Here is a 24,464-nt window from a genome sequence, read left to right as displayed (position 1 = left end):
ACGCGGGTCACTCGGGAAAGTGCCGTGTGTCACACGTTCACAAGTGAGAGACGTCAGTCCGCCAGGTCTTTGAGGGGCTCGGTGTCGAGGGTGATGTCGACGGGGGCGGGGAGGTGCACGGGGGCGCCGAAGGCGCTGTTCACCTGCGTGCGGTAGCGGCCGTCCTTCGGCTCGGTGAACACCGTGACCGTGCAGTCGTCCCGGTCGACGAGGAGATAGACGGGGATGCCTGCGGCGGCGTATGCGTCGGGCTTCTCTACTCGGTCGCGCCGGTTGGTGTCGGAGTCGTACGACGTGATCTCCACGGCCATGAGAGCTCCCTCAGCCTCGGACCATTCACCGTGGCCCTTCAAGCCACCCACGCGCACCAGCACACCGTCCGCGCGGGCTCGCCCCTTTCGGTACTTCTCCGTCTGCAGCCCACTCTCTGCGTGCAACCACAGGTCCGGCCGGTGCTGCACGCACACCCGTTGCAGCCACGCGATCATCTCGCGGTGGTTGCCGTCCGCCATGGGCTTGACCACGACCTTTCCATGAATGAACTCCAGCCACACGGACTCCGGGGCATGGCGTTCGAACTCCTCGAACTCCTCGACTGACATCTGGGGCCGGTGCTCGGTCCTAGGGCTCATGGTGTCGCCTCCTCGACACCATGGTGCCCCGGCCGGCGCCTCCTGCACGCTCACAGCGTCCGCTCCGTCCTCGGCGGCAGGCCGGCCGCCGCGCGCACCTCCGCCGCGCGGCGGGGGACGTCCACGACCTCGTACACCGCGTCGGGGACGGCCAGGAACGTGTCCGGCACGTAGCCGACGTCCAGCAGACCGGCTTCCTCGGCGGCCACGGCCGCCTCGAACTCGGCGCGGCAGTCGGGGCACATCCCGCCCTTGATCTCCGTCGTCCGCTCGTCCGCGTCGCAGTCCATGCAGGCCATGACCGCGCGGGTCACGCGGGCCCGGCGTGGGGCGGCCTTCTGGCGGATCTTCGCCTTCTTCGGGGGCATCTTGTTCTCCAGTCGGTTGCGGGCGAGTCCGCCCGGGTTGTTCACGGTCGCGGGAAGGCCCTCGGTCACCGCGCGGGTGATGTCCCCTGGCGTCGCCCCGCGCGACAGCCACTCCCCCGCCAGCGAGGCGAGGGACCGGCAGTCGGACGCGGACAGGGACATACGGGGGTCCGCCTCGCGGATTCCGGCGAGGGTGAGGTACGAGGTGGAGGCCTCGGGGTCGGGCTCGGGCCCGGACTTGGGCTCTGACTGCGGGTCGGTCTCCGGGGCGGCCTCCGGTTCGGGCAGTTCGGGCTCGTCGGTGCGGGCCAGGCCGGGGCGGAGGTCGCCGGGCACGATCCGGCCCTTCCGCTCCCGCGCGAACTCCTCCCACCACGCATTCGACCTGCGCGTACGCGACCAGTACGTCCGCGTGACCCACCGCATGGTGTTGTCCTCGACGGTGATGTGTTCCCTGATCCAGCGCAGGTGGCCGGCGTCCGCGAGGCGGTTGAGCGACGTGCGCACCGCCTGCTGGCCGTAGCGGGGGTGCTGTGCCGCGAGGACCTTGTGGCCCATCGCCTGACCGTTGTCGAGGTGGTCGACGAAGACGGCGATCTCCGCCTCGCGCGGGCTCAGGTGTGCGAAGTCCGGGTCCGCGTGCGGGTATTCGTCGCCCGCGAGGCGTTTCCCGTAGCCCGGATTGGCCATGGGGTGGGACGGGGAGGGCAGGGCGGGACTAAGGTTGGCGCAAGCCACCATCGAACCTCTGTCTTCGATGCGTCGGTCAGGTCCCGGATTGGTGTTGGCGCACCGCCGGGGCCGACTCATTTGCCGGTCATATGCCGCGAACGTAGAGCCGCTTGACACAGCGACGCAAGCCGATCACGGAACGTCACTCTTACGAGGTATGGCGCGTCAACTCGCGTACAAACTTGGTTGGTTGGGTATTCCAACCAGACCAGAAAACCAAGGGAAGAGCTCGGGTCCCGGGGCTCAAGCTCCGGGCTGAACTGCAGCGATGAAGGCCGACCAGGCGGGGGCGGAGACGTGGAGTTCGGGGCCGGCCGGTGCGGTCTTGGAGTCGCGGACGTGAATGGTGGGGGCGAGGGCGACCTCGACGCAGGCGCCGCCTTCGGAGTTGCTGTAGCTCGACTTGACCCACTCCATCTCGTCGCTCATTCCTGATCCACCATCCGCTCGATGAAATGGGCTGACTCGTCGGGGCTGAGAGCCTGTGCGCGGATCATGCTAAGTATCCCTGTCGCCCGGCTGACAACCTCCAAGTCGACCGAGAGCGCACTCGACAACGCGCCCTCCGTGAAGGCGAATCGCTCGTGGTCACGAGTCTCCAGAAGCACCATGGGCCCCATGAGCGCTGGAGCGATGGCCCGCTCGCACGGAAGTACTTGCAGGGCGACATTCGAGAGGCGAGTCACCTCCAGAAGTCGCCGCAGTTGCCCCTCATCCACCTGCGGGCTGCGCAAGGCGGCCTCGTAGAGCGTGAAGCTCAGCGCCACGGGAGGCTTCCGGCATGACAGGGTCGCCTGCCGCTCCATGCGTGCCGCGATCCGCTCCTGAACCGTCTCCTCGCCCAGCAACGGCACATGGTTGCCGATGAGAGCCGTCGCGTACGCCTTGGTCTGCAACAGCCCCGGAATGTAGGTGGCCTCGTACCACCAGCGGCTGACCGCCTCCCTCTCGCGCTCCATGAAATCGACAGCCCCAGGGGGAAAGCGCTCCCGACTCAAGTACTCCTTCGCCGCGCTGAGCAACCCCTCCGCCCCGCACATCTCGTCTGCCACGTCCAGGACTCGCGACGTCGGCATGCGTACGCCCTGCTCCATGGACTTGATGGTGTCCGGGGAGTAGCTGGCAGCCTCGGCTAGCTGCTCCCTGCTCACGTTGGCCCTGGTGCGCCAGCGTTCATCTGGTTGCCGCTGTAGCGCCAGGCAACAGGCGATTGAGACACAGCGCGCACCTCCGACCGATGCGCCCCGGCGTGTATCACCTCAGTCGCTACCGAGCGTAGCTACGTTGCCGCCAGCGTGTGACCATGACGGAGACAATTCGCCGCCCCTCTTGGGTCCCGCTCGCCGGACATCAACTGCACCTCGCGGGCGTCCACTTCGACGCCGTACGGGTCGACGGCATCCGTGGGGAGCTGGTCGCCGACTGGCTCGTCGAGGCCACCGACGACGACGCGGGGCCGATCATGTGCGAGGCGGGTGGTGGGAGGTGGGCGTACTTCCCGCTGGCGCCCGGCGCGGCTGCGGGCCGCGCTGCCCCCTCCACCCCAAAAAGCGTGAACAAAACCGCCCCCACTGTCATCGCCCCGCTCATCCGAGCGCCTAAATGACACTTCCCCACCATCTGCTCACGCTTTTCAGCACAGCACCCGTCCTCACGTGACCGGGCGCAGTCCCAGCGGTCCCGCGATCTCCTCCACCATGACCCGGCCGGCCTCCGTCTCCAGGGTGTCGTCGCCGAGGCCCTGGTCGGTGTCGAGGCCGTCCAGCTCCTCCAGGGGCTGGTTGAGGCGGACGTGGGCGACGACGGACTGGAGGGCGCGCAGGGTGGCGGAGGCGGTGGAGCCCCAGTTGGAGAAGTAGGAGAACTGCCACCACCACAGGGCTTCCGTGGTGCGGCCCGCCTTGTAGTGGGCCATGCCGTGGCGGAGGTCGGTGATGACGTCGGTGAGGTCGTCGGAGATACGGGCCGGGACGGGCGCCTTGCGCGGCTCGTAGGGGTCGAAGACCTCGGAGTAGACGTCGATGGGGTCGAGGAGGCGGGCGAGGTTCTCGCGGAGTTCGTCCACGTCGAGTTCCGGGCCCGGGTCGGGCTCGTAGCGCTCGTCGGGGACGATGTCCTCGTGGGCGCCCAGGCGGCCGCCGGCCAGCATGAGCTGGGAGACCTCCAGGAGGAGGAAGGGGACGGCGGAGTCCGGCTCGTCGCCCTTCGCCACCTCGGTGACGGCGACCAGGAAGCTCTCGATCTGGTCGGCGATCTGGACGGCGAAGTCGTCCGGGTTCTGGTTGGTCGCGTGCAGCGTGGCGTCAGACATCTAGGAGTCGTCTCCCCTCGAAGGCGCGGCCGAGGGTCACCTCGTCCGCGTATTCCAGGTCGCCGCCCACCGGGAGGCCGCTGGCCAGGCGGGTGACCTTGAGGCCCATGGGCTTGATCATGCGGGCGAGGTACGTGGCCGTGGCCTCGCCCTCCAGATTCGGGTCCGTGGCCAGGATGAGTTCCGTGACCGTGCCGTCCGCGAGGCGGGCGAGCAGTTCACGGATGCGGAGGTCGTCGGGACCGACTCCGTCGATCGGGCTGATCGCGCCACCGAGCACGTGGTAGCGCCCGCGGAACTCACGGGTGCGCTCGATGGCGACGACGTCCTTCGGTTCCTCCACGACGCAGATGACCGCGGGGTCGCGCCGGGTGTCCCGGCAGATGTTGCACTGCTCCTCCTGCGCGACGTTTCCGCAGGTCGCGCAGAAGCGGACCTTGGCCTTCACTTCCATGAGGGCTTGGGCGAGCCGCCGTACGTCGGTCGGTTCCGCCTGGAGGACGTGGAAGGCGATCCGCTGCGCGCTCTTGGGACCGACGCCGGGCAGCCGCCCGAGTTCGTCGATGAGGTCCTGAACCACGCCTTCGTACAACGGACTGCCGTCCTTCCTGAGGTTCCTGCACTACGTACGGTAGATGGCTTCGGCCGGTCCGAGAAAGGCGAACCGGAAAGGCGGGCTCAGAACGGCAGGCCGGGAATGCCGCCGCCGCCCAGCCCCTGGGCGAGCGGGCCGAGCTTCTGCTGCTGGAGGTTCTGCGCGTTCTCGTTGGCCGCCTGGACGGCCGCCACGACCAGGTCGGCGAGGGTCTCGGTGTCCTCCGGGTCCACCGCCTTCGGGTCGATCACGAGGCCGCGCAGCTCGCCGGAACCGGTGACGGTGGCCTTCACCAGGCCACCGCCGGACTGGCCGTCGACCTCCGTCTGCGCCAGTTCCTCCTGGGCCTTCGCCAGGTCCTGCTGCATCTTCTGGGCCTGCTGGAGCAGCTGCTGCATGTTGGGCTGGCCACCACCGGGGATCACGTTCAGCTCCTGTCGCCGCTGTCGCCGCGGGGTCACCGCGGGTTTTTGCCGTTCGGCACGAGCCTACGTGGTCCGTGCGGCCCTCGCCCCAGCACTCTTTCGGGTGACACCGCGGGAGGCCTATACCTGATCAAGGCCCTCTTCCGGGCGGAAAAGCGGCGGAACCCGGGGCCGGGCCACCCATTGGGCGGTAGGAAGGTTCCGGCGTACGAGGTCCGCGGGTCTCTTCAGTCTTCAGGTCGTCACGGACGGTGAGCAGTAGGGAGTGCCGGGTGGGTCAGCCGGAGATGCAGCCCGAGAGGCCGCCGCACGACGGACGGGGTGGTGAGGGGGCGGCCGGGCTCCGGTCGGGCGACCTGACCGGGCGGGCGTTTCCGCACGGGGACTGGTCGCTGCCCGCGGAGCGGCTGGACGAGCTGTACCGGTGGGTGGAGCGGGGCGCGCTGGAGACGGCGGCCTGGTATCTCGCGGACCGCGTGCGCAAGCGGCGGGTCGCGGTGACGCTGCGGTGCGGGGCCGCGGCGGGGGCGCTGGCCGGGGCGGTGCTGCCGCTGCTGGACATGTCCGGGGCGGTGGGCGGGGCCGCGCCCTGGGGGTATCTGGCGCTGCTGTGCGCGGTGGCGTGCGTGGCCGGGGACCGGTACTTCGGGGTGACGTCCGGGTGGATGCGGGACGTGGCCACGGCGCAGGCGGTGCAGCGGCGGCTCCAGGTGCTCCAGTTCGACTGGGCGTCGGAGAGCGTACGGGAGGTACTGGGCCCGGCGGACGGGACGGCGAGCGAGGCGGCCGAGCGGTGCCTGGGGGTGCTGCGGCGGTTCTCCGAGGACGTCACGGAGCTGGTGCGGGCGGAGACGGCGGACTGGATGGTGGATTTCCGCAGCGGGGTCGCTCCGCTGGGGTTGCAGTGGGGGGCGGCCGGTGGCGGCGCGGGGCGGTCCGAGACGGGGAGCGCCGGGCCGGGGCGGTTCTCCGTCGCGCCGAACGGGGCTCGGCCGAACATGCCCCGGCAACGGCCGCCGGAGCCTCGGTGAGCACGTGGCGGCGGTGACCGTCCGCGCCGCGCCAAGGTCCTAGCGGCCGTGGAAGGTGGTGGTCGCTTCGAGGGGGGCCCGCTCGGTTGTGGCCCGGTTCACCGGCGCCGTCTCGTCGGCGTAGCCGAAGGAGACGCCCACGAGCAGCTTCCCTTCCGTGACCCCGAGTTCGTCGCGGACGGTGTCGGCATAGAAGCTGAGCAGGCCTTGCGGGCAGCTGTCCACGCCGTACGCGGCCATGGCCAGGAGCAGTGTCTGCAGGTAGGCGCCGACGTCGGCGGCGAGTCGCGCCCCGGCGTCGCCGGTGACGAACAGGAACGCCGCGTGTGGCGCCCCGTAGAAGCGCAGGCTCTCCGCGTCGTAGGCCCCGCGGGCCGCGTGGTCGTCAGGGGCGATGCCCAGCGCTCCGTACAGAGCGGCACCGAACGCCGCCCTGCGCTCCTGGTGGACCTGGGCGTACATGCCCTCGGAGTACGGAAAATCGGCCGAGGTGCGCTGTTCGGCGTGGGCCGTCCGCAGGGCGTCCGCCAGTCGGACGCGCCTCGCGCCGCTGACCACCTCGATCCGCCAGGGTTGCGCGTTGGAGTTGGACGGCGCGGCGCCGGCGAGCGAGAAGATCGCGCGCAGCGTGTCCTCGGGGACGGCTTCGGGACGGAACGCGCGGGTCGCGTGGCGACCGCGTATCAGCTTCTCCGCGTAGTCGCTCAGCTCGGCGAAAACCAGCCCGCTCATCGGACTCTCCTCACGGTGTTCAAGGCGCTCAGGGATCAAAGTAAACGGGGACGTTTACTTACGAGAGAACTGTAGCCGATCGCCTCTTCCGAAGTAAACGAGGTCGTATACTTTCCCCATGAGCACGGTGACGACGACGTCTCGGCGGCCCGGCCGCGGGGGGCGCGAACGCATCCTGGCCGCCGCCGCCCGGTTGTTCGCGGCCCAGGGGATCAACGCGACCGGCATGGAACAGGTCGCGGAGCAGGCACCGGTGTCCAAGCGCACTCTCTACGCGCACTTCCGGACCAAGAGCGACCTGGTCGTCGCCCACCTCCAGGACCTCGCCTCGACGGGGCAGACCCTGGAGAGCGCGCTGGTGCGCGAGGACATCCCGGCGAGAGAGCGGATCCTCGCACTGTTCGACGCGCCTTCGGCGGACGCGACTCCCGTCCGCGGATGCCCGTTCATCGACGCCGCCGCAGAGTTCCCGGACCCGCGAAGCGCGGTCCACTCCTACGCCCGCGAACAGAAACTGCTGATGGTGCGGCTGGTGACCGCACTGGTGACGGAACTGGGCTGCCGCGAGCCCGCCGTACTGGCCGAACAACTCGTCACTCTCGCGGACGGGGCCGCCAGCCGTGCCATGGTGCTGGACGACGCGGGCTACGGACGGCACGCACGGGCGGCAGCGGAGATCCTCCTGGACAGCGCCCTGACGCCCATGACGCCCGTGAGCTGACGCCGAGCCGTCACCGCCGGGTGTACGTCAGGCTCTCCCCGTTGGCGTTGTTCACCCGCCGCAGGCTGCCGTCCGGGAGCAGGGTGACCGTGGTCGGCTCGCCCGGGGCGCAGGAGGTGGCGGGGCCCACCGTGACCGTCGAGGGGCCGATGCGCAGGGGGCCGTCCGAGTCCGGGGCGGTGGACAGGTCGGCCTCGAAGACGCAGTGGTAGGTGGTGCCGCCCGCCGGGCCGTCGGCGACGAGGGAGAGGACCGTGTCGCCGACCTCGCCCTGCTGGATGGTCAGCCGCCGGGTGTGGACGCCGGAGGCGTTGTCGATGGTCGTGGTCCACGTGCCCAGATAGGCCGCCGGGATCGTGCCGTCCCGGGGCGCCGGGGTGGTGGGCCGGTCGGCCTCCGCCGTCGGGGACGAGCCGTCCGGGGTGGGGTCCTGGTCCTCTCCCCGGCCCTGGGACGCGGTGGCCGTCGCGGTGGCCTTGGGGTCGCCGCCGGCCCGGTCGCCGCCGTCGTCCTTGCCGCTCATCAGCGCGTAGACCGAGCCTCCGGCGCCCAGCGCCACCACCAGGGCGACCACGATCAGGAGCGCGGTGGAACGGCCTCTCCCGGGCCGCTCGTGGGGCGGGCCGTACGGCGGCGGACCGTAGGGCGGGGTGCCGTGCGGCGGCGGACCGTAGGGCGGAGTCGAGCCGAGGCCGCCGTACGGATGGTGCCCCGGCGGCGGCGCACCGTGGACCGGAGCGTACGCGTGGGGGGCGGCGGGCGGGGGTGCCGGGGGATTCTGGCCCGCGACGAGGGTGGGGAGGTGGTTCAGCGGGGCCCCGGCGCCGGCTCCGCCGCCCGGTTCGCGGGGCGGCGGCGGGCCCGACGGTTCCGGGGCCGCCGCCGGTGACTCCGGGTCCTCCGTGTCCAGCAGCCGTACGGCGTGCCGACCGAGCTGGGCGACCAGCGCGCCGGGCAGCCACGGGTCCCGGGAGCGGCCGTCGGCGACCGTGTCCTGGGCGCCGGTGCGGGCCAGTACGTCGGCGAGGCTGGGACGGGCGGCGGGGTCCTTCTTCAGACAGTCACGCACGAGGTCGGCGATGCCCTCGGGCACCCGGTCGAGGTCGGGCTCCTCCTGCGCGATGCGGAACATCAGCGCGTGCACGCCGCTGTTGGCGGTGCCGAAGGGGAGTGCGCCGGTGGCCGCGTAGGCGATGACGGAGCCGAGGCAGAAGACGTCGCAGGCGGGCGTGATGCGGTCGCCGCGCACCTGCTCGGGCGCCATGAAGCCGGGCGAGCCGACCAGCGCGCCGGTCCGGGTGAGTCCGCCGTCGGTCACCGTCTGCAGGGCCCGCGCGATGCCGAAGTCGATGACCCGGGGGCCGTCGATGGTGACGAGCACGTTGGACGGCTTGAGGTCGCGGTGGATGATCCCGGCCGCGTGGATGTCCTGGAGGGCGTGGGCGAGCCCGGCGGCCAGGGTGCGCACCGAGCGTTCCGGCAGGGCGCCGTGGTCGTGGCCCACGACCTGCTGGAGGCTGGGCCCCGCGACGTACCCGGTGGCGACCCAGGGCACGGCCGCCTCGGTGTCGGCGTCCAGCACGGGCGCGGTCCAGTGGCCGCCGACCCGCCGCGCGGACTCGACCTCCTTGCGGAACCGCTCCCGGAACTCCTCCTGCGCGGCCAGTTCCCCGCGCACCAGCTTCACGGCGACCGTGCGCCCACGGTCCGAGCGGGCCAGATAGACGTGGCCCATGCCTCCCGCGCCGAGCCTCCCCAGCAGCCGGTAGTCCCCGATGTGACGCGGGTCCCCGTCCCCGAGCTTCTGCATGTCCGTGCCGCCTTCCCCCGCACGTGAACCTCCACGTGAGCAACAGACCGAGGATAGTGCGGGGCGGCCGCACGGGGAGCGGGTCCATCTCTACGGTTCCGTAACGGGCCGCCGCGCGGACCGGCACCGCGTCGACAACCTGTCGCGGAAAGCCGCCGTCCACAGACAGGACGCCGATTCCGTTTCCGCATCGCGGACATCTACCCTCGGCCGCATGACCCCTCAGCCCGATCCCCAGGCCGGCGCCGCCGTGAAGGCGGCGGACCGCTCGCACGTCTTCCACTCCTGGTCCGCGCAGGAGCTCATCGACCCGCTCGCCGTCGCCGGCGCCGAGGGGTCGTACTTCTGGGACTACGAAGGGAAGCGCTACCTCGACCTCGCCAGCGGTCTCGTCTACACCAACATCGGCTACCAGCACCCCAAGGTCGTCGCCGCGATCCAGGAGCAGGCGGCGCGGATGACGACCTTCGCGCCGGCGTTCGCCGTCGAGGCGCGTTCCGAGGCGGCACGGCTGATCGCCGAGCGGACGCCCGGCGACCTGGACAAGATCTTCTTCACCAACGGCGGCGCGGACGCAGTCGAGCACGCCGTGCGCATGGCGCGGCTGCACACCGGCCGGCCGAAGGTGCTGTCGGCGTACCGCTCGTACCACGGCGGCACCCAGCAGGCGATCAACATCACCGGCGACCCGCGCCGCTGGGCCTCGGACAGCGGCACCGCCGGTGCCGTGCACTTCTGGGCGCCCTTCCTGTACCGCTCGCGCTTCTACGCCGAGACCGAGGAGCAGGAGTGCGCGCGGGCGCTGGAGCACCTGGAGACGACGATCGCCTTCGAGGGCCCCGGGACCGTCGCCGCGATCGTCCTGGAGACGATCCCGGGCACGGCGGGGATCATGACGCCGCCGCCCGGCTACCTGGCCGGGGTGCGGGAGATCTGCGACAAGTACGGGATCGTGTTCGTGCTGGACGAGGTCATGGCCGGGTTCGGGCGGACCGGCACGTGGTTCGCGGCCGACCTGTACGACGTCGTGCCCGACCTGATGACCTTCGCCAAGGGCGTGAACTCGGGCTACGTCCCGCTGGGCGGCGTCGCGATCTCCGGCGAGATCGCCGCGACGTTCGCCGAGCGGCCCTACCCGGGCGGCCTGACGTACTCCGGTCACCCGCTGGCCTGCGCCGCCGCCGTCGCCACCATCGAGGTGATGGAGGAGGAGGGCATCGTGGAGCACGCGGCGCGGCTCGGTGCCGAGGTCGTCGAGCCCGCGCTGCGGGAGCTGGCCGAGCGGCACCCGAGCGTCGGCGACGTACGCGGCACCGGCATGTTCTGGGCGCTGGAGCTGGTGCGGAACCGGGAGACCCGGGAGCCGCTGGTGCCGTACAACGCGACCGGGCAGGCGGCCACCCCGATGTCCGCCTTCGCCGCCTCGGCCAAGGCGCACGGCGTGTGGCCGTTCGTGAACATGAACCGGACCCATGTCGTCCCGCCGTGCAACGTCTCCGAGGCCGAGCTGAAGGAGGGCCTGGCGGCCCTGGACACGGCACTGTCCGTCGCGGACGAGTACACCGAGTAAGGGCCTGCCCGCTTGCGGGCAGGAGGGCGATCCGAGCGCGTAAGGTGGCGTGCCCGTACACCGTAGACACGTGTACGAGCACGCCACAGGTGTGCGTACGCGCACGCGACGAGGAGACCGCCCGACCATGCCCGGCCCCAGCCGCACCGGTGCCGTCACGCGCAGCACCCTGCGGCAGCAGATCGCCGACGCGCTCCGCGACGAGGTGCTGTCCGGGCGGCTCCAGCCGGGGCAGGAGTTCACGGTCAAGGAGATCGCCGAGCAGTACGGGGTGTCCGCGACGCCCGTGCGCGAGGCGCTGGTGGACCTGTCCGCGCAGGGGCTGCTCGACGCCGACCACCACCGCGGGTTCCGGGTGCACGAGTACTCGGCCGACGACTTCCGGGCGATGGTCGAGGCCCGCAGTCTCGTCATCGGCGGGATGTTCCTCGCCCTGGAGGGTGCCCGGCGGGGCGGTCCGGACACGGACGACCCCCGGGTCGCCGCCGCCCTCGCGGGGGTCCGCCGCCGTGGCGAGGAGGCCCAGCGCGCCGCCTCGGCCGGGGACCTGACCGTCCTCATCGGCTACGACCTGCGCTACTGGCGCGAGCTGGCCGTGCTCTTCGGCAACCCCTACCTCTCCGACTTCCTGCACCGGCTGCGCGTGCGGAGCTGGGTGTGCACGGTGCAGCACCTGCGCCGGCTCAGCGACCTGCGCGGCACCCTGTGGTCGGGGCACACCGAACTGGTCGACGCCCTCGCCCGCCGCGACGCGCCGGCCGCCCGTGCGCTGATCGACGCGTACAACGCCCACTCGCTCGCCCTGATCGAGCGCCTCGCCCGGCGATGACCGCGATGACCGCGATGACCAACGCCCGAGGTGTCGTGGGCGGGCCCCAGATGGGTATGTGACCTGCACGCACCACACGACCGTGCACCACGTACCGACTACGCTGCCCTGACCACCGTGCTGTGTGAGGAGCCCTCTTTTGGCCTGTGACCTGTGGCTGGTACCGCTCGTCGACATCTTGTGCCACACGCCGGACAACCCGTTCGCCGAGGAACTCGCGCAGTACGACAAGGTGCTGGCCGAGGCCGGGCTGCCGCCGGTGCCGGTGTACCAGTACATGCCGGGGCTGTCCGGCGAGGTCGCGCCGGTGGCCGGATTCGACTACGACGCCCTGCACTTCCTGCGCCGGGCGTACCTGCTCCAGGTGTGCGGGCTGGCGGTGACGCCGGTGGACGAACTCGGCGGTGACTACGAACAGTTGCTGGAGATGTTCGAGGCGACGGCCCAGCAGTCGCACCTGGTCTGGCACTACGACCACGCGGGCGCCTACGTCCCCGTCGACTTCCCGCACCCGCTCTCCAGCGACGAACTCCTGGCGGGCGGCGGCCCCTTGGGCTCCTCGCACGCCCTGCTGCGGGAGCTGGAGGCCGTCGCCCCGGCCCTCGGCATCGACCCGGTCAACCCTCCGGCACCGCCCGCGCCGCCGCTCGGCCCGACGGAGCTGGAGGAGCCGGCCGTTCCCGCACCGTACGACGCCGGCCCCTTCGCCCGTGAGCGGCACGTGTGGCTGGGACTGCACGCGGCAGCCACCCGGAGCCTGGCGCAGGGGTCGATGATCGTGTTCAGCTGAACCGCCGGCGGGCGGTCGGCGGAGGCGGTCAGCGGAGTTGGGACAGTCCCTTCGCCAGATCGTCGCCGTTCATGATCGGGCAGACGTCGACCTCGGCGTTCAGCTCCATGAAGAACGGTTCCCCGATCGGCGGCAGCTGCGAGCTGTCCTGCAGGTCGAAGACCATCAGGGCGGTCCGCCGCCCGTCGACGGTGCCGAAGTAGGCGGCCTCCGGCTTGATGTGGTCGACGGTCTCCTTGATCAGGTCCGCCATCCTGCCGCTGCGGATCACCTCGTTCGACTTCTCGGTGTCCAGCGTCGCCTTGAGCAGCACGCGCATCGCACTCACCTTCTTCTGCCGACGCGACGTGTACAGCTTCAGCCTATGCACCCATGCCCGAGATGTGCAGTTCGCGCAGCCGGTCCGGTTCCGCGATCACGTCGATCCCGGTGATGCGGTCGTCGCGGTCGTCGTCCGCGAAGGTGAAGCGGAGCACCACGCGCAGCCTGCCGTGCTCGGCCATCGCCAGGCCGACCCGGCCGTCCACCAGGACCACGCCGGTGAACCGCGCCCGTGCCATCGAGGCCATCGCACCCCGCGCGACCGGCTCGACGCCGGTGACGGCGAAGGGCTCGGGCGTCGGGACGACCGCCGCGTCGGCGCGCAGGACGACGTCCGGGTGGAGCAGGGAGACCAGCGCGTCGAAGTCGCCGCCCCGGGTGGCCGCCAGGTACGCGTCGACCGCGCGGCGCCGGCGGGGCGGGTCGGCGTCGGGCACGGGGACGCCCCGGACCCGGCGGCGGGCGCGGCTGGCCAGCTGGCGGGTGGCGGCGGGGGTCTTGCCGAGCATCGCGGCGATGTCGTCGAAGGGGACGTCGAACATGTCGTGCAGGACGAAGGCGAGCCGTTCCGCGGGGCCCAGGGTGTCCAGCACGATCAGCAGCGCGATGCCGACCTCGTCGGCGAGCTGGGCCTCCTCGGCGGGGTCGGTGGCGCTCGTTCCCGTCCGCGGGCCCTCCTCCAGCGGCTCCTCACGGCGGGTGTCGCGGGCGCGCAGCATGTTGAGGCAGACCCGGGCGACGACGGTGGTGAGCCAGCCGGAGAGGTTCTCCACCTGAGAGGTGTCCGCGCGGTCGGCGCGCAGCCACGCGTCCTGGAGGGCGTCGTCGGCCTCGCCGAGGGAGCCGAGGATGCGGTACGCGACGGCGCGCAGCCGGGGGCGGTCCCGCTCGAAGTGGAGCGCCGTCACATCGGGTCGTCCGGGCACCGTACGGCTTCCCTCCGCGTCCTCGGGGTCTGCCCCAAGTGAATCACCCGGACCCCGGCGCCCTCAGCGGATCAGACGGATCTCCGGCGGCCACAGCACCCTGTCCGCCAGCAGCAGCGACGGCCCCAGGTGCACGGGGCACACCCGCAGCGGCGTCCTGAGGTGCCGGGCGACCTCGAAGCGGGCCGGGTCGCCGCAGCCGTCCGGGACGCCCGGGTCGCCCTCGCCACCGTACGGGCCCTGGCAGGAAGCGGCGCGGTCGCGGCGGTCACGGTCGGTCATGCCGACGATCCGACACCACGCACCGGGCCGGCGCCCGGGGAAGTGGGCCGAACGGTCGCGGTGCGGCCGGTTACGGAGCGATCTCGGCGTCCTGGAGGCCGACGCACTCGCGCTCCTGCGGGATCCACTTCACGGCGGGGCCCAGCGCGGCGAGGACGCCGCCCACCTCCTCGCGCGGCCCGGTGTAGGTGAGCTCGACGGCCGGGGAGCGGCCGTAGGTCCGCAGCACGCTCACGCCGTCGCTCCCCAGCCGCTTCTCGTCCAGCACCCAGTCGACGTCGTCGGCCGTGACGCAGAGGTTGATGTTGGGCGGCAGTTCCTCGGCGCCGCAGCGGAACACCGCCTTCTGGCCGCCCCAGGAGGCGACGCCGTCGCCGAGGGCCCAGTCGCGCGAGGCGCCGGGTATGTCGTCGGGGAGGCGGTCGACCACCTTGCCGCACTTGGCGTCGTCCGCGTGCGGGGCGGCGGAGACACGGTGGCCGTCGACGTAGAGGAGCCCTCCGGTGACGGCGACGACCGCGACGGCCAGCCAGATCCACGTCCGGGTGCCGGGCTTCCACATCCGGGTGGTGGGCTTGCGCATGTTCCGATCCGCTCCGCGCTGTTTGTCCGCCGCTGACACCGGCCAGCGTATCCGGCGCCCGTACGCCGGTGGCCGGGGCCCCGAGCGGGTCCCCGGCCACCGGCCTGTCTCCTCGGTCCCCTACAGGAACGAGTTGATCTCGATCGTCTCGTCGCGGCCGGGGCCGACGCCGATCGCGGAGATCGGGGCGCCGGACATCTCCTCCAGCGCCTTGACGTACGCCTGGGCGTTCTTCGGCAGCTCGGAGAAGGACTTCGCCTTGCTGATGTCCTCGCTCCAGCCCGGCAGCATCTCGTAGACCGGCTTCGCGTGGTGGAAGTCGGACTGCGAGTACGGCAGCTCCTCGACGCGCTTGCCGTCGATCTCGTAGGCCACGCAGACCGGGATCTGCTCCCAGCCGGTGAGGACGTCGAGCTTGGTGAGGAAGAAGTCGGTGAGGCCGTTGACGCGGGTGGCGTAGCGGGCGATCACCGCGTCGAACCAGCCGCAGCGCCGGTCGCGGCCGGTGGTGACGCCGCGCTCGCCGCCGATGCGGCGCAGGGCCTCGCCGTCCTCGTCGAACAGCTCGGTCGGGAACGGGCCGGCGCCGACGCGGGTCGTGTACGCCTTGAGGATGCCGATGACCCGGCTGATCTTCGTCGGGCCCACGCCGGCGCCGGTGCAGGCGCCGCCCGCGGTCGGGTTCGACGAGGTGACGAAGGGGTACGTGCCGTGATCGATGTCGAGGAGGGTGCCCTGACCGCCCTCGAAGAGGACGACCTTGTCGTCCTCCAGCGCCTGGTTGAGGACCAGGACGGTGTCGGCGACGTACGGCGCGAGCTTGTCGGCGTAGCCCAGCAGCTCCTCGACGACCTGGCCGGTGGCGATGGCGCGGCGGTTGTAGAGCTTGGTGAGCATCTGGTTCTTGACGTCCAGCGCCGCTTCGACCTTCTGGGTGAGGATCGACTCGTCGTAGAGGTCCTGGACGCGGATGCCGACGCGGTTGATCTTGTCGGCGTAGGTCGGGCCGATGCCGCGGCCGGTGGTGCCGATCTTGCGCTTGCCGAGGAAGCGTTCCGTCACCTTGTCGACGGTCACGTTGTACGGCGTGATGATGTGCGCGTTTCCGCTGATCAGGAGCTTGGACGTGTCGACGCCTCGCTCGTTCAGCCCGCTCAGCTCGGAGAACAGGACCGACGGGTCGACGACGACGCCGTTACCGATGACCGGCGTGCAGCCGGGGGAGAGAATCCCGGAAGGGAGCAGGTGGAGGGCGTACTTCTGGTCGCCCACGACTACCGTGTGGCCGGCGTTGTTGCCGCCCTGGTAGCGCACCACATAGTCGACGGAGCCACCGAGCAGGTCCGTCGCCTTTCCCTTGCCTTCGTCACCCCACTGAGCACCGAGCAGCACAAGTGCGGGCACGCGCGTACACCCCTTCCGGGCGGGGCATGTCCATGGTCGAGGGCGTACGCGGTGGATTTCCGCCACGTACACCGCGACCGTCGTTGGCCGCCAACCGTCGGACCGGATGCCCCGGAATAGACGAAGCCCCTGGCGCAATAGCGCAAGGGGCTCTTGCACAAAGATGCTACCCGAGGAAGCGAGGCATGGCCGAGGTGGCGACTTCCGCGAGCTCTTCCGCGAACTCTTCCGCGAGGTCCGTTTCGCTTCTGGTGGTCGTCGATCCGGTCGCCCGGCGGGCGGACGGGGAGTCCGTCCGGATCGCGAAAGACGTGCTCAGCGCCGGTGCGTCGAGCACGAAAGTGTGTCTGCCGGACGGCCCGGAGGAGTTCGCGCGGGCCCTGCGGCGGCGGGGCTCGCGGCGGCCGGTGGTGGTCGGCGACGACCGGGCGCTGCTGCGTGCCGTCGCCCTGCTGCACCGGCACCGGGAGCTGGCGGCGTGCGGACTGTCCGTGGTGCCGGTGGGGCCGGTGCTGGGCCTCACCCGGTCGCTGGGGCTGCCGTCGGGCGCGGTGGCGGCGGCGCGGGCGGTGCTGGACGGGGCGGAACGGCGCCTGGACCTGCTCGTCGACGACAGTGACGGGGTGGTGCTGGGGGCGGTCGGGATCGGGCCGGTCGCCGGGGACCAGGACGAGGGGGCGTTCGTGGGCCCGGACGACGACGCCGCGCCGGGCTGGTCGCGCCCGGCGTCCGCGCCGGCATGGCCCTGGCTGCGGACCTGCCGGTCCCTCGTCCGGACGCTGGCGCCCTCGCGGCCGGCACGGACGGGGGCTCCGGGGGCGACCGGTTCCTCCCGGCTGCGGGTGGAGGTCGACGGCGTGACGCTGGTGGACCTGGACCAGCCGGTCGAGGGGGTCTCGGTGGTGCCGGGTGCCGACGGGGAGGCCGAGGTGGAGGTGCGGCCGCCGGCGTGGGGCGCGCAGGTGTCGCCGCTGACGGCGCGGGGGCGGACGGTGACCGTGTCGGGGGCGCACTTCCGGTACCGGGCCGACGCGGTGGTGTCGGGGCCGGTGCGGACGCGGACGTGGGAGGTGCGGGAGGGGGCCTGGGGGCTGACGCTGCCTGCGAGGTAGGGCCGCGGAGTGGGGCAGCGCGGTGGGGCCGCGTCAGGGGGCCTGGAAGCCGGCGGTGTCCAGCAGGCAGTCGAACGGAGCGGGGATGGGGAGCTTCTCGCCGAACGGGCGGGTGATGCGCGACCCGTACCCCTTGGCGGACGGCGTCCACAGGACCGTGGCCTGCTCCTCCTGCATGTCGAGGAGCAGGTAGACGGGGACGCCTGCCCGTCCGTACATCTCGACCTTGTCGGTCAGGTCGTCGTCGCGGGTGGAAGAGGAGGTCAATTCGGCGACGAAGGCGAGGGCTTCCCCGTCCATATGGGTGCTGGTGCTTCGGCTGACGCTTCGCCGCGCCACGTGGATGTCAGGACCGTAAGCGCGCTCCACCCCCGGAAAGACGTACAGGAACGGACCGAAGCTGATCCGGTGCTCCTCGGGGAGATACGGCCGAAGCTGCTCACAGACCAGTTCCATGACATCGAGGTAGTACGCCTTGGACCACGGCGACACGATGATGTTCCCCCTGATGATCTCGGCCTTGTAGCCGTCGGGCACGTCCAACTCGTCGAGGGTGTCCAGCAGATCCTCGAAGCTGTTGACCTCGGTCCGGTTTGTCGTCGGTCGCTCTGCCATGACTGTCATGATGCGCCCTCCCCGTGAGACGAACCAGCGGCAACTCAGCGTAGCGGAACGGTCACGCCCGCCCGAACCGTTCCTCCCGGTACACCCGCCAGCGCTCCATCATGGCTGCGATCTCCCCGTCGACGAACTCGAAGAAGGCCAGCGTCTCGGCCATGCGGCGGCCCGCCGGGGTGTCCGCGCCGAGGCTGGCCACGCCCTCGCGCAGGGCGCCCTCCCAGCGCTTGAGGATCGCCTCGCGGTTGGTGAGCGCCTCGTACCACTGGTCGCTGTGCACCCGGTACCGCTCCCGGCGGGAGCCCGGCTCCCGCTCGCGCGAGACCATGTGCTGCTGGGCGAGGTAGCGCACGGCGCCGGAGACGGCGGCGGGGCTGACCTGGAGCCGGGCGCCGAGCTCGGCCGAGGTCAGCGCCCCGGAGTCGGAGGAGAGCAGCGCGGCGAAGACCCGGGCGGGCATGCGCTGCATCCCGGCCTCGACGAGCTGGGCGGCGAAGCCCTCCACGAACTGCGACACCGCCTCCGGATCGCGCTCCCGTTCCGACGGCTCCGTGGCTTCCCTCATGCTTCGATCATCCCTCACATCCTGACGCTTTCTTAACTTCACAAATTTGTGAATTTAGCGTACGTTCCAAAGCATGACGAAGGCAATCAGCGTCTCCGGACTCCACAAGTCGTTCGGCCGGACACGCGCGCTGGACGGTCTCGACCTGGTCGTCGAGGCCGGTGAGGTCCACGGCTTCCTCGGCCCCAACGGCGCCGGCAAGTCCACCACCATCCGCGTCCTGCTCGGCCTGCTGCGGGCCGACTCCGGCGCCGCCCAGGTCCTGGGCATGGACCCGTGGGCGCAGGCGGTCGAACTGCACCGCCGCCTCGCCTACGTCCCCGGCGACGTCGAACTGTGGCCCAACCTGACCGGCGGCGAGGCCATCGACCTGCTGGCGCGGCTGCGGGGCGGGCTGGACCGGGGCCGCCGGGACGAGCTGGTCGAACGGTTCGGCCTGGACCCGACCAAAAAGGGCCGGGCCTACTCCAAGGGCAACCGGCAGAAGGTCGCCATCGTCGCCGCGCTCGCCTCCGACGCCGAACTGCTGCTCCTCGACGAGCCGACCGCCGGCCTCGACCCGCTCATGGAGGTCGTCTTCCAGGACGTCATCACCGAGGCCAAGGCCGCGGGCAAGACCGTCCTGCTCTCCAGCCACATCCTGGCCCAGGTGGAGAAGCTCGCCGACCGGGTCAGCATCATCCGGCTCGGGCGGATCGTGCAGTCCGGCACCCTCGGCGAACTGCGGCACCTGACCCGCACCACCATCGAGGCGGAGACCGAACGCCCCGCGTCCGGCCTGGACGCGCTGCCCGGCGTCCACGACCTGCGGACCGAGGACGGCCGCGTCCGCTTCGCCGTCGACGGCGGCGAGGTCGACGGCGCGGTCCGCAAGCTCACCGAGTTCGGCATCCGCAGCCTGATCAGCCACCCACCGACCCTGGAGGAGCTGATGCTCCGCCACTACGACGACGCCCTGCCCGCCAACGACGTCCGTGGAGCCGTGCGATGAGCTCCACGACCGCCACCACCACGGCCAAGTCCCCGGCGCGTTCCGGACCCGCCGCGGGCGGCCCGGGGGCACTGGCCGGCACCGGCACGCTCGTCCGCTTCGCCCTGCGCCGCGACCGCGTCCGCCTCCCCGTGTGGATCCTGGCGCTGCTGCTGGGCACCCTGTCGACCGCGAACAGCTACGCCGAGCTGTACGGCACGCCCGAGGACCGGGCCAATGCCGTCGAGACCATGGGCAGCCCGGCCGGCCTCGCCATGTCGGGCCCGCGCCACTACCTCGACGCCTACGACTCCGGCGCCATGCTCGGCCACCAGATGCTCGGCTTCATGGCCGTCCTCGTCGGCCTGATGAGCGTCCTGACCGTCACCCGGCACACCCGCGCCGAGGAGGAGACCGGCCGGGCCGAACTGCTGCGCTCCACGGTCGTCGGCCGGCACGCCCACCTCGCCGCCGCTCTCTGGGTCGCGGCCCTCGCCAACCTCGTCCTCGCCGCGCTGCTGGCACTCGGCCTGGCCGGTCTCGGCATCGACGGCATCGACGCGGGCGGGTCGCTGCTGTACGGCGCCTGCCACGCCGCCGCCGGTCTCGTCTTCGCCGCCGTCGCCGCGGTCACCGTCCAGCTCACCGCGCACGCGCGCGGCGCCACCGGCATGGCCCTCGCGGTCATCGGCGCCGCCTACGTGCTGCGCGCCGCCGGTGACAGCGGCGAGAGCGGCGTCCTGTCCTGGCTCTCCCCGATCGGCTGGGTGCAGCGCACCTACGTCTACGTCGACGACGACTGGTGGCCGCTGCTGCTCTGCCTGGTCCTGGCGGCGGCGTGCGCGGCGACGGGGTTCGTGCTCTCCACCCGGCGGGACGTGGGCGCGGGCATCCGGCCGGAGAAGCTGGGCCGACCGGTCGCCTCCGGCGCGCTCGGCACCCCGCTCGGCTTCGCGCTGCGCCTGCACCGCGGCATGCTCGCCGGCTTCGGCGCGGGCCTGTTCCTGATGGGCGCGATGTACGGGTCGATCCTCGGTCAGGCCGAGGACATGCTGAAGGACATCGACCAGCTCCAGGAGGCCCTGGAGCGCATCGGCGGCTCCGGCATGGCGGAGGCCTTCGCGTCGATGGTGATGGTGGTCGTCGCCGTGGTCGCCGCGGTGTACGCCGTGATGGCCGCGCTGCGGACCCGCGCCGAGGAGAGCGCGGGACGCGCCGAGCCGCTGCTCGCCACCGGACTGTCACGCGGCCGCTGGGCCGGCAGCCATCTGGCCGTGGCGGCCATCGGCGGCACGCTCGTGCTGCTCCTGGCCGGGCTCGGCTTCGGCATCGCGGGCGCCGCCTCCACCGGTGACGGCGTCCTGGTGCCGAGGCTGGTCGGTGCCGCCCTCGCCTACGCCCCCGCCCTGTGGGTCACGGTCGGGGTGGCGGCGGTGCTGTTCGGCTGGTTCCCGAAGGCGAGCGCGGCGGCCTGGGTCGTGCCGGTGTACGCCTTCGTCGTCGGCTACCTCGGCCAGATCCTCCAGTTCCCCGCATGGATGAACAACCTCTCCCCCTTCGGCCACGTCCCCCGGCTCCCCGCCGCGGACATGAACTGGACGCCGCTGCTGGTGCTGACCCTCGTCGCGGCCGGACTGGCGTGGCTGGGCCTGGCGGGCTTCCGGCGCCGGGACCTGGAAACGAAGTAGGCGGGGCGAGGGCGGCCTCCGGGTTCACACCTCGACGTTCACACCTCGACGGCCAGCCCCTTCAGACCCCGGATGACGAAGTTGGGTTTGCGCTCCGGCTCGGCGGCGAGCCGGAGCGTCGGCGCGTGCTCCAGCAGGGCGGTCATGGAAGCGGCCAGCTCGATACGGGCCAGCGGCGCGCCGATGCAGTAGTGGATGCCGGCGCTGAAGGAGATGTGCGGGTTGTCGCGGCGGGCGAGGTCGAGGCGGTCCGGGGCGGTGAAGACCGCCGGGTCGTGGTTGGCGGAGCCGAAGAGCATCGCCACCTCCGCGCCCCTCGGGATCGTCGTCCCGTCGATCTCGATCTCGTCCAGCACCCAGCGCTCGAAGAGCTGGAGCGGGGTGTCGTAGCGCATCAGCTCCTCCACGGCGGTCGGGACCAGGGAGTGGTCCGCGCGCAGGGCGGCGAGCTGGGCCGGGTTGCGGAACAGCGCCCACCAGCCGTTGACCGTGGCGTTCACCGTCGCCTCGTGGCCGGCGTTCAGGAGCAGGGCGCAGGTGGAGACCATCTCCTGCTCGGTGAGACGGTCGTCGTCCTCGTCGTGGGCGGCGATCAGACCGGAGACCAGGTCATCGCCGGGCTTCGCGCGGCGGGCCGCGATCAGTGTGCGCAGGTACTCGGAGAACTCGAGCGACGCGCGCACCGCCCTCGCCGCCGTCTCCTCGGACGGGTTCAGCTCGTACATTCCGCAGATCTCCGCCGACCAGGGGCGCAACGGGGCGCGGTCCGGCTCCGGGATGCCCAGCATCTCGGCGATCACGGCGACCGGGAGCGGTTCGGCGACGTCGGTCAGCAGGTCGCCGCCGCCGGCCTCGGCGAGACGGCCGACCAGTTCGTCGGCGAGGGAGCGGACGTACGGCTTCAGCCGCTCCACCGTCCGGGGCGTGAACGCCTTCGACACCAGACGCCGGATGCGGGTGTGGTCCGGCGGCTCCAGGTCGAGCATTCCGTGGTCGTTCAGGGTGTGGAAGGGCTCGTGCTCCGGGGGCGGCGGGGTGCGGCCGAAGTCCTCGTGCGTGTACCGGTGCGTGTAGGTCCGGCCGAGGCGGCGGTCGCGCAGGAGCGCCGAGACGTCCGCGTGGTGCGGGACCAGCCACTGGTCGGTCGGCTCGTAGTAGTGCACGCGGCCCCGATCCCGCAGCTCGGCGTAGCCGGGGTACGGGTCGGCGACGAAATCCGGGTCCCACGGGTCGAAGCTGTCGAAGCTGTCGCGGTCGAAGGCGGCCATGGACGGACGCTAGCCGGTGGCACCCAGGCTGAACAGGGGGCTGGGTGACGGCCCGACCACCCGGCCCCTCCCCCCTCAGCCCGGCGTCACCAGCCGCGCCTCGTACGCGAACACCGCCGCCTGCGTACGGTCGCGCAGGCCCAGCTTCACCAGGATCCGGCTGACGTGCGTCTTGATCGTCGACTCGGCGACCACCAGGCGCTCGGCGATCTCCCCGTTCGACAGGCCCTGCGCGATCAGCACCAGCACCTCCGTCTCCCGCTCGGTCAAGTCGCCGTAGGCCGCCTGCGCCTGGGGCATCAGGCGCGGGCCGTCGGACAGCTTCGAGAACTCGGTGATCAGGCGCTTGGTGATCGAGGGGGCGAGCAGGGCCTCACCGGCGGCCACCACCCGGACCCCGTCGGCCAGCTGACGGGCCGAGGCGTCCTTGAGGAGGAAGCCGGAGGCGCCCGCGCGCAGCGCCTGGTACACGTACTCGTCGAGGTCGAAGGTGGTCAGGACGAGCACCTTCGCCGCCCCGTCGGCGGCGACGATCTCGCGCGTCGCCTCGATGCCGTTCAGCTCCGGCATGCGGATGTCCATCAGGACGACGTCGGGGGCGAGCTCGCGCACCTTGGCGACCGCCTCCCGCCCGTTGACCGCCTCGCCGACGACCTCGATGTCCGGCATCGCGTTGAGCAGGACCGAGAAACCCTCGCGGACCATCATCTGGTCGTCGGCGATCAGTACGCGGATCGTGCTGCCGGTCATGCGTCACCTTCGTTCGGCGCGGTGACCGGCAGGAACACCGCCACCTCGTAGCCCCCGTCGTCGGTGAGGCCGGCCGTCATCTCGCCGTTCAGCATGGTCACCCGCTCCCGCATACCGGTGATGCCGTGCCCGGCACCCGGTGAGGGCTTCACCAGGGACGGTTCGGGCATCGGCCCGTTGACGATTCTCAGGCCGAGACCGCCCAGCACATAGGAGACCTCCACGCGGGCGGCGGCACCGGGCGCGTGCCGCAGGCTGTTGCTCAGCGCCTCCTGCACGATCCGGTACGCCGACAGCTCCACGCCCGGCGGCAGCTCGCGCACCGCGCCGGTCACCGCCTTGTCCACGCTCAGGCCCGCGTCGCGGACGTTGGCGAGCAGGGCGTCGAGGTCGGCGAGCGTGGGCTGCGGGGCGTCCGGGGCCTCGTAGTCCTCGGCGCGGACGACGCCCAGGACGCGGCGCAGCTCGGTGAGGGCGGCGACCGCGTTCTCCCGGATGGTGGCGAAGGCCCGCTCCAGCTCCGGCGGCGGATTCTCCACCCGGTACGGCGCGGCCTCGGCCTGGATGGCGACCACCGACATGTGGTGGGCGACCACGTCGTGCAGCTCGCGCGCGATGTTGGTGCGCTCCTCCAGCAGGGTGCGCCGGGAGCGCTCGTGCGCGGTGACCGTCTGCTGGGCGGTCACCTGCTGCCGGGCGGTCTGCCGGACGTGCCAGAGACAGACCACGAGCAGGGCGAACGCGGACGTCACCATCATGGGCCCGCTGTTGGTGTAGGAGTACGACCCGCCGAAGGCGATGTCCGAGAGGAAGCCGTACACGCAGGTCAGGGCCCACATCCAGACAGCGGTGCGGGGGCGGGTGCGCAGCGCCACGACGATCAGCACCGCGAGATGGCAGACGAACGCGCCGGGCATCCACGGCCAGTCCAGACCGTCGCCGTTGATGAGCGCGACCAGCGGGGTCACCGCCAGGGACAGCCAGAAGGCGCCGATGGGCCGGACCAGCGTGGCGAGCACCGGCAGGGCGCACAGGATGCCGGACAGCAGGGCCGGTGCGTCACCGCCGGGCAGACCGCCCGATACCGAGCCGACGGCCAGGGCGAACAGCGCGGTCGCACCCACCACCGCGTGCGGAAGGTGCTGCGCGGGCTGCCGCAGCCGGCCGGGCAGCCGGCGGACGAACGGGCCGTCCGTGCGCCGGGGCGGCAGCGGCCGGTAGGCGAAGGGGTCGTGGAACAGGTCTTGGCGCAGTCCCCGCAGGGCGCTCCGGGACAGCCGGTACTCCGGGCTGCGGGGCGTCCCGTCGCCGTGCTGCGGGTGAGTCGTCTCGGTCACGCTCACACCGTAGGCCGACCGGGTGAGGGCGGTCGTCACCAGTGAGAGGGGTCCTTCGGTGTCCGCCTCAGGTACTACGAGGACCACGACACCT

Annotated in this window: 28 protein-coding genes; 9 read left to right on the top strand and 19 right to left on the bottom strand. The window is 71.7% G+C overall.

What is annotated here, in order from left to right; translation table 11 throughout:
• Positions 1 to 53: 53 nt before the first annotated feature.
• The 4 genes from M6G08_RS09400 to M6G08_RS09385 all read right to left on the bottom strand — a co-directional run bounded on the left by M6G08_RS09400 (position 54) and on the right by M6G08_RS09385 (position 2,883).
• A complete protein-coding gene (locus M6G08_RS09400; RefSeq protein ID WP_272586719.1) occupies positions 54 to 632 on the bottom strand; it encodes a Uma2 family endonuclease in 579 nt (192 codons plus the stop codon).
• 50 nt (positions 633 to 682) lie between these two features.
• Complete coding sequence (locus M6G08_RS09395) at positions 683 to 1,690, bottom strand: hypothetical protein (RefSeq protein ID WP_272586718.1); 1,008 nt, start codon at positions 1,688 to 1,690, stop codon at positions 683 to 685.
• 285 nt (positions 1,691 to 1,975) lie between these two features.
• A complete protein-coding gene (locus tag M6G08_RS09390; RefSeq protein WP_272586717.1) occupies positions 1,976 to 2,161 on the bottom strand; it encodes a DUF397 domain-containing protein in 186 nt (61 codons plus the stop codon).
• Complete coding sequence (locus M6G08_RS09385) at positions 2,158 to 2,883, bottom strand: helix-turn-helix domain-containing protein (RefSeq protein WP_272586716.1); 726 nt, start codon at positions 2,881 to 2,883, stop codon at positions 2,158 to 2,160. The genes M6G08_RS09390 and M6G08_RS09385 overlap by 4 nt, the downstream gene beginning before the upstream one ends.
• A gap of 152 nt (positions 2,884 to 3,035) precedes the next feature.
• On the opposite strand from M6G08_RS09385, the gene M6G08_RS09380 reads away from it, so the two are divergent.
• Complete coding sequence (locus tag M6G08_RS09380) at positions 3,036 to 3,338, top strand: hypothetical protein (RefSeq protein WP_272586715.1); 303 nt, start codon at positions 3,036 to 3,038, stop codon at positions 3,336 to 3,338.
• A gap of 45 nt (positions 3,339 to 3,383) precedes the next feature.
• Here the strand turns inward: M6G08_RS09380 and M6G08_RS09375 are convergent, their stop codons facing one another.
• The 3 genes from M6G08_RS09375 to M6G08_RS09365 form a co-directional block, all read right to left on the bottom strand.
• Positions 3,384 to 4,043: a DUF5063 domain-containing protein gene (locus M6G08_RS09375; RefSeq protein ID WP_272586714.1), complete on the bottom strand. Its 660-nt coding sequence runs from the start codon at positions 4,041 to 4,043 to the stop codon at positions 3,384 to 3,386.
• Positions 4,036 to 4,635: a recombination mediator RecR gene (gene recR, locus M6G08_RS09370; RefSeq protein WP_073726473.1), complete on the bottom strand. Its 600-nt coding sequence runs from the start codon at positions 4,633 to 4,635 to the stop codon at positions 4,036 to 4,038. Before recR ends, M6G08_RS09375 begins: the two co-directional genes overlap by 8 nt.
• 86 nt (positions 4,636 to 4,721) lie before the next feature.
• Positions 4,722 to 5,063: a YbaB/EbfC family nucleoid-associated protein gene (locus M6G08_RS09365; protein WP_073726471.1), complete on the bottom strand. Its 342-nt coding sequence runs from the start codon at positions 5,061 to 5,063 to the stop codon at positions 4,722 to 4,724.
• Between the two features lie 272 nt (positions 5,064 to 5,335).
• On the opposite strand from M6G08_RS09365, the gene M6G08_RS09360 reads away from it, so the two are divergent.
• The gene (locus tag M6G08_RS09360) at positions 5,336 to 6,094 is read left to right on the top strand and encodes an SLATT domain-containing protein (protein WP_272586713.1); all 759 of its coding nucleotides are present in this window, start codon (positions 5,336 to 5,338) and stop codon (positions 6,092 to 6,094) included.
• Between the two features lie 39 nt (positions 6,095 to 6,133).
• On the opposite strand, the gene M6G08_RS09355 is transcribed toward M6G08_RS09360, so the two are convergent.
• A complete protein-coding gene (locus M6G08_RS09355; protein WP_272586712.1) occupies positions 6,134 to 6,826 on the bottom strand; it encodes a nitroreductase in 693 nt (230 codons plus the stop codon).
• Positions 6,827 to 6,944: 118 nt separating this feature from the next.
• On the opposite strand from M6G08_RS09355, the gene M6G08_RS09350 reads away from it, so the two are divergent.
• Entirely contained in the window at positions 6,945 to 7,547 is a 603-nt protein-coding gene (locus M6G08_RS09350) for a TetR/AcrR family transcriptional regulator (RefSeq protein ID WP_272586711.1), read from the top strand.
• Between the two features lie 10 nt (positions 7,548 to 7,557).
• Here the strand turns inward: M6G08_RS09350 and M6G08_RS09345 are convergent, their stop codons facing one another.
• Complete coding sequence (locus tag M6G08_RS09345; protein ID WP_272586710.1) at positions 7,558 to 9,357, bottom strand: serine/threonine-protein kinase; 1,800 nt, start codon at positions 9,355 to 9,357, stop codon at positions 7,558 to 7,560.
• Positions 9,358 to 9,571: 214 nt separating this feature from the next.
• On the opposite strand from M6G08_RS09345, the gene M6G08_RS09340 reads away from it, so the two are divergent.
• The 3 genes from M6G08_RS09340 (at position 9,572) to M6G08_RS09330 (ending at position 12,546) form a co-directional block, all read left to right on the top strand.
• Positions 9,572 to 10,927, top strand: coding sequence for an aspartate aminotransferase family protein (locus M6G08_RS09340; protein WP_272586709.1), 1,356 nt, complete (start codon positions 9,572 to 9,574; stop codon positions 10,925 to 10,927).
• 127 nt (positions 10,928 to 11,054) lie between these two features.
• Positions 11,055 to 11,756, top strand: a complete 702-nt coding sequence (locus M6G08_RS09335; RefSeq protein ID WP_272586708.1) for a GntR family transcriptional regulator — start codon at positions 11,055 to 11,057, stop codon at positions 11,754 to 11,756.
• A gap of 139 nt (positions 11,757 to 11,895) precedes the next feature.
• Positions 11,896 to 12,546, top strand: a complete 651-nt coding sequence (locus tag M6G08_RS09330) for a putative DNA-mimic protein (protein WP_272586707.1) — start codon at positions 11,896 to 11,898, stop codon at positions 12,544 to 12,546.
• Positions 12,547 to 12,574: 28 nt separating this feature from the next.
• Here M6G08_RS09330 and M6G08_RS09325 read toward each other — a convergent pair whose 3' ends face one another.
• The 5 genes from M6G08_RS09325 to M6G08_RS09305 form a co-directional block, all read right to left on the bottom strand.
• The gene (locus M6G08_RS09325; RefSeq protein ID WP_272586706.1) at positions 12,575 to 12,865 is read right to left on the bottom strand and encodes a hypothetical protein; all 291 of its coding nucleotides are present in this window, start codon (positions 12,863 to 12,865) and stop codon (positions 12,575 to 12,577) included.
• Between the two features lie 43 nt (positions 12,866 to 12,908).
• A complete protein-coding gene (locus M6G08_RS09320; protein ID WP_272586705.1) occupies positions 12,909 to 13,793 on the bottom strand; it encodes a sigma-70 family RNA polymerase sigma factor in 885 nt (294 codons plus the stop codon).
• A gap of 63 nt (positions 13,794 to 13,856) precedes the next feature.
• Positions 13,857 to 14,075, bottom strand: a complete 219-nt coding sequence (locus M6G08_RS09315; protein ID WP_272586704.1) for a hypothetical protein — start codon at positions 14,073 to 14,075, stop codon at positions 13,857 to 13,859.
• 70 nt (positions 14,076 to 14,145) lie between these two features.
• A complete protein-coding gene (locus M6G08_RS09310) occupies positions 14,146 to 14,637 on the bottom strand; it encodes a DUF3515 family protein (protein ID WP_336299029.1) in 492 nt (163 codons plus the stop codon).
• Positions 14,638 to 14,778: 141 nt separating this feature from the next.
• Positions 14,779 to 16,062, bottom strand: a complete 1,284-nt coding sequence (locus M6G08_RS09305) for an adenylosuccinate synthase (RefSeq protein WP_073726453.1) — start codon at positions 16,060 to 16,062, stop codon at positions 14,779 to 14,781.
• 185 nt (positions 16,063 to 16,247) lie between these two features.
• Between M6G08_RS09305 and M6G08_RS09300 the strand changes: the two genes are divergently transcribed.
• Positions 16,248 to 17,174, top strand: a complete 927-nt coding sequence (locus tag M6G08_RS09300) for a diacylglycerol kinase (protein WP_272586702.1) — start codon at positions 16,248 to 16,250, stop codon at positions 17,172 to 17,174.
• 33 nt (positions 17,175 to 17,207) lie between these two features.
• Here M6G08_RS09300 and M6G08_RS09295 read toward each other — a convergent pair whose 3' ends face one another.
• Positions 17,208 to 17,798: a Uma2 family endonuclease gene (locus M6G08_RS09295; protein WP_272586701.1), complete on the bottom strand. Its 591-nt coding sequence runs from the start codon at positions 17,796 to 17,798 to the stop codon at positions 17,208 to 17,210.
• A 52-nt stretch (positions 17,799 to 17,850) separates the two neighbouring features.
• The gene (locus M6G08_RS09290; RefSeq protein ID WP_272586700.1) at positions 17,851 to 18,357 is read right to left on the bottom strand and encodes a GbsR/MarR family transcriptional regulator; all 507 of its coding nucleotides are present in this window, start codon (positions 18,355 to 18,357) and stop codon (positions 17,851 to 17,853) included.
• A 73-nt stretch (positions 18,358 to 18,430) separates the two neighbouring features.
• Between M6G08_RS09290 and M6G08_RS09285 the strand changes: the two genes are divergently transcribed.
• Positions 18,431 to 19,348 carry an ABC transporter ATP-binding protein gene (locus tag M6G08_RS09285; protein WP_272586699.1) on the top strand — a complete coding sequence of 306 codons (918 nt, stop codon included), beginning with the start codon at positions 18,431 to 18,433 and terminating at the stop codon, positions 19,346 to 19,348.
• Entirely contained in the window at positions 19,345 to 21,015 is a 1,671-nt protein-coding gene (locus tag M6G08_RS09280; protein WP_272586698.1) for an ABC transporter permease, read from the top strand. Before M6G08_RS09285 ends, M6G08_RS09280 begins: the two co-directional genes overlap by 4 nt.
• A gap of 38 nt (positions 21,016 to 21,053) precedes the next feature.
• Here the strand turns inward: M6G08_RS09280 and M6G08_RS09275 are convergent, their stop codons facing one another.
• From M6G08_RS09275 to M6G08_RS09265, 3 genes are all read right to left on the bottom strand, one after another.
• Positions 21,054 to 22,283, bottom strand: a complete 1,230-nt coding sequence (locus tag M6G08_RS09275) for a cytochrome P450 (RefSeq protein WP_272586697.1) — start codon at positions 22,281 to 22,283, stop codon at positions 21,054 to 21,056.
• Positions 22,284 to 22,358: 75 nt separating this feature from the next.
• A complete protein-coding gene (locus M6G08_RS09270; RefSeq protein ID WP_073726441.1) occupies positions 22,359 to 23,033 on the bottom strand; it encodes a response regulator in 675 nt (224 codons plus the stop codon).
• On the bottom strand, positions 23,030 to 24,457 hold the full coding sequence (locus M6G08_RS09265; protein ID WP_443048767.1) for a sensor histidine kinase: 1,428 nt from the start codon (positions 24,455 to 24,457) through the stop codon (positions 23,030 to 23,032). Before M6G08_RS09265 ends, M6G08_RS09270 begins: the two co-directional genes overlap by 4 nt.
• Positions 24,458 to 24,464: the final 7 nt, after the last annotated feature.

This window comes from Streptomyces sp. M92, assembly GCF_028473745.1.
GTDB lineage: Bacteria > Actinomycetota > Actinomycetes > Streptomycetales > Streptomycetaceae > Streptomyces.
The sequence above is the reverse complement of the archived record's forward strand: the minus strand, read 5'-3'. Positions and strand labels throughout refer to the sequence as shown.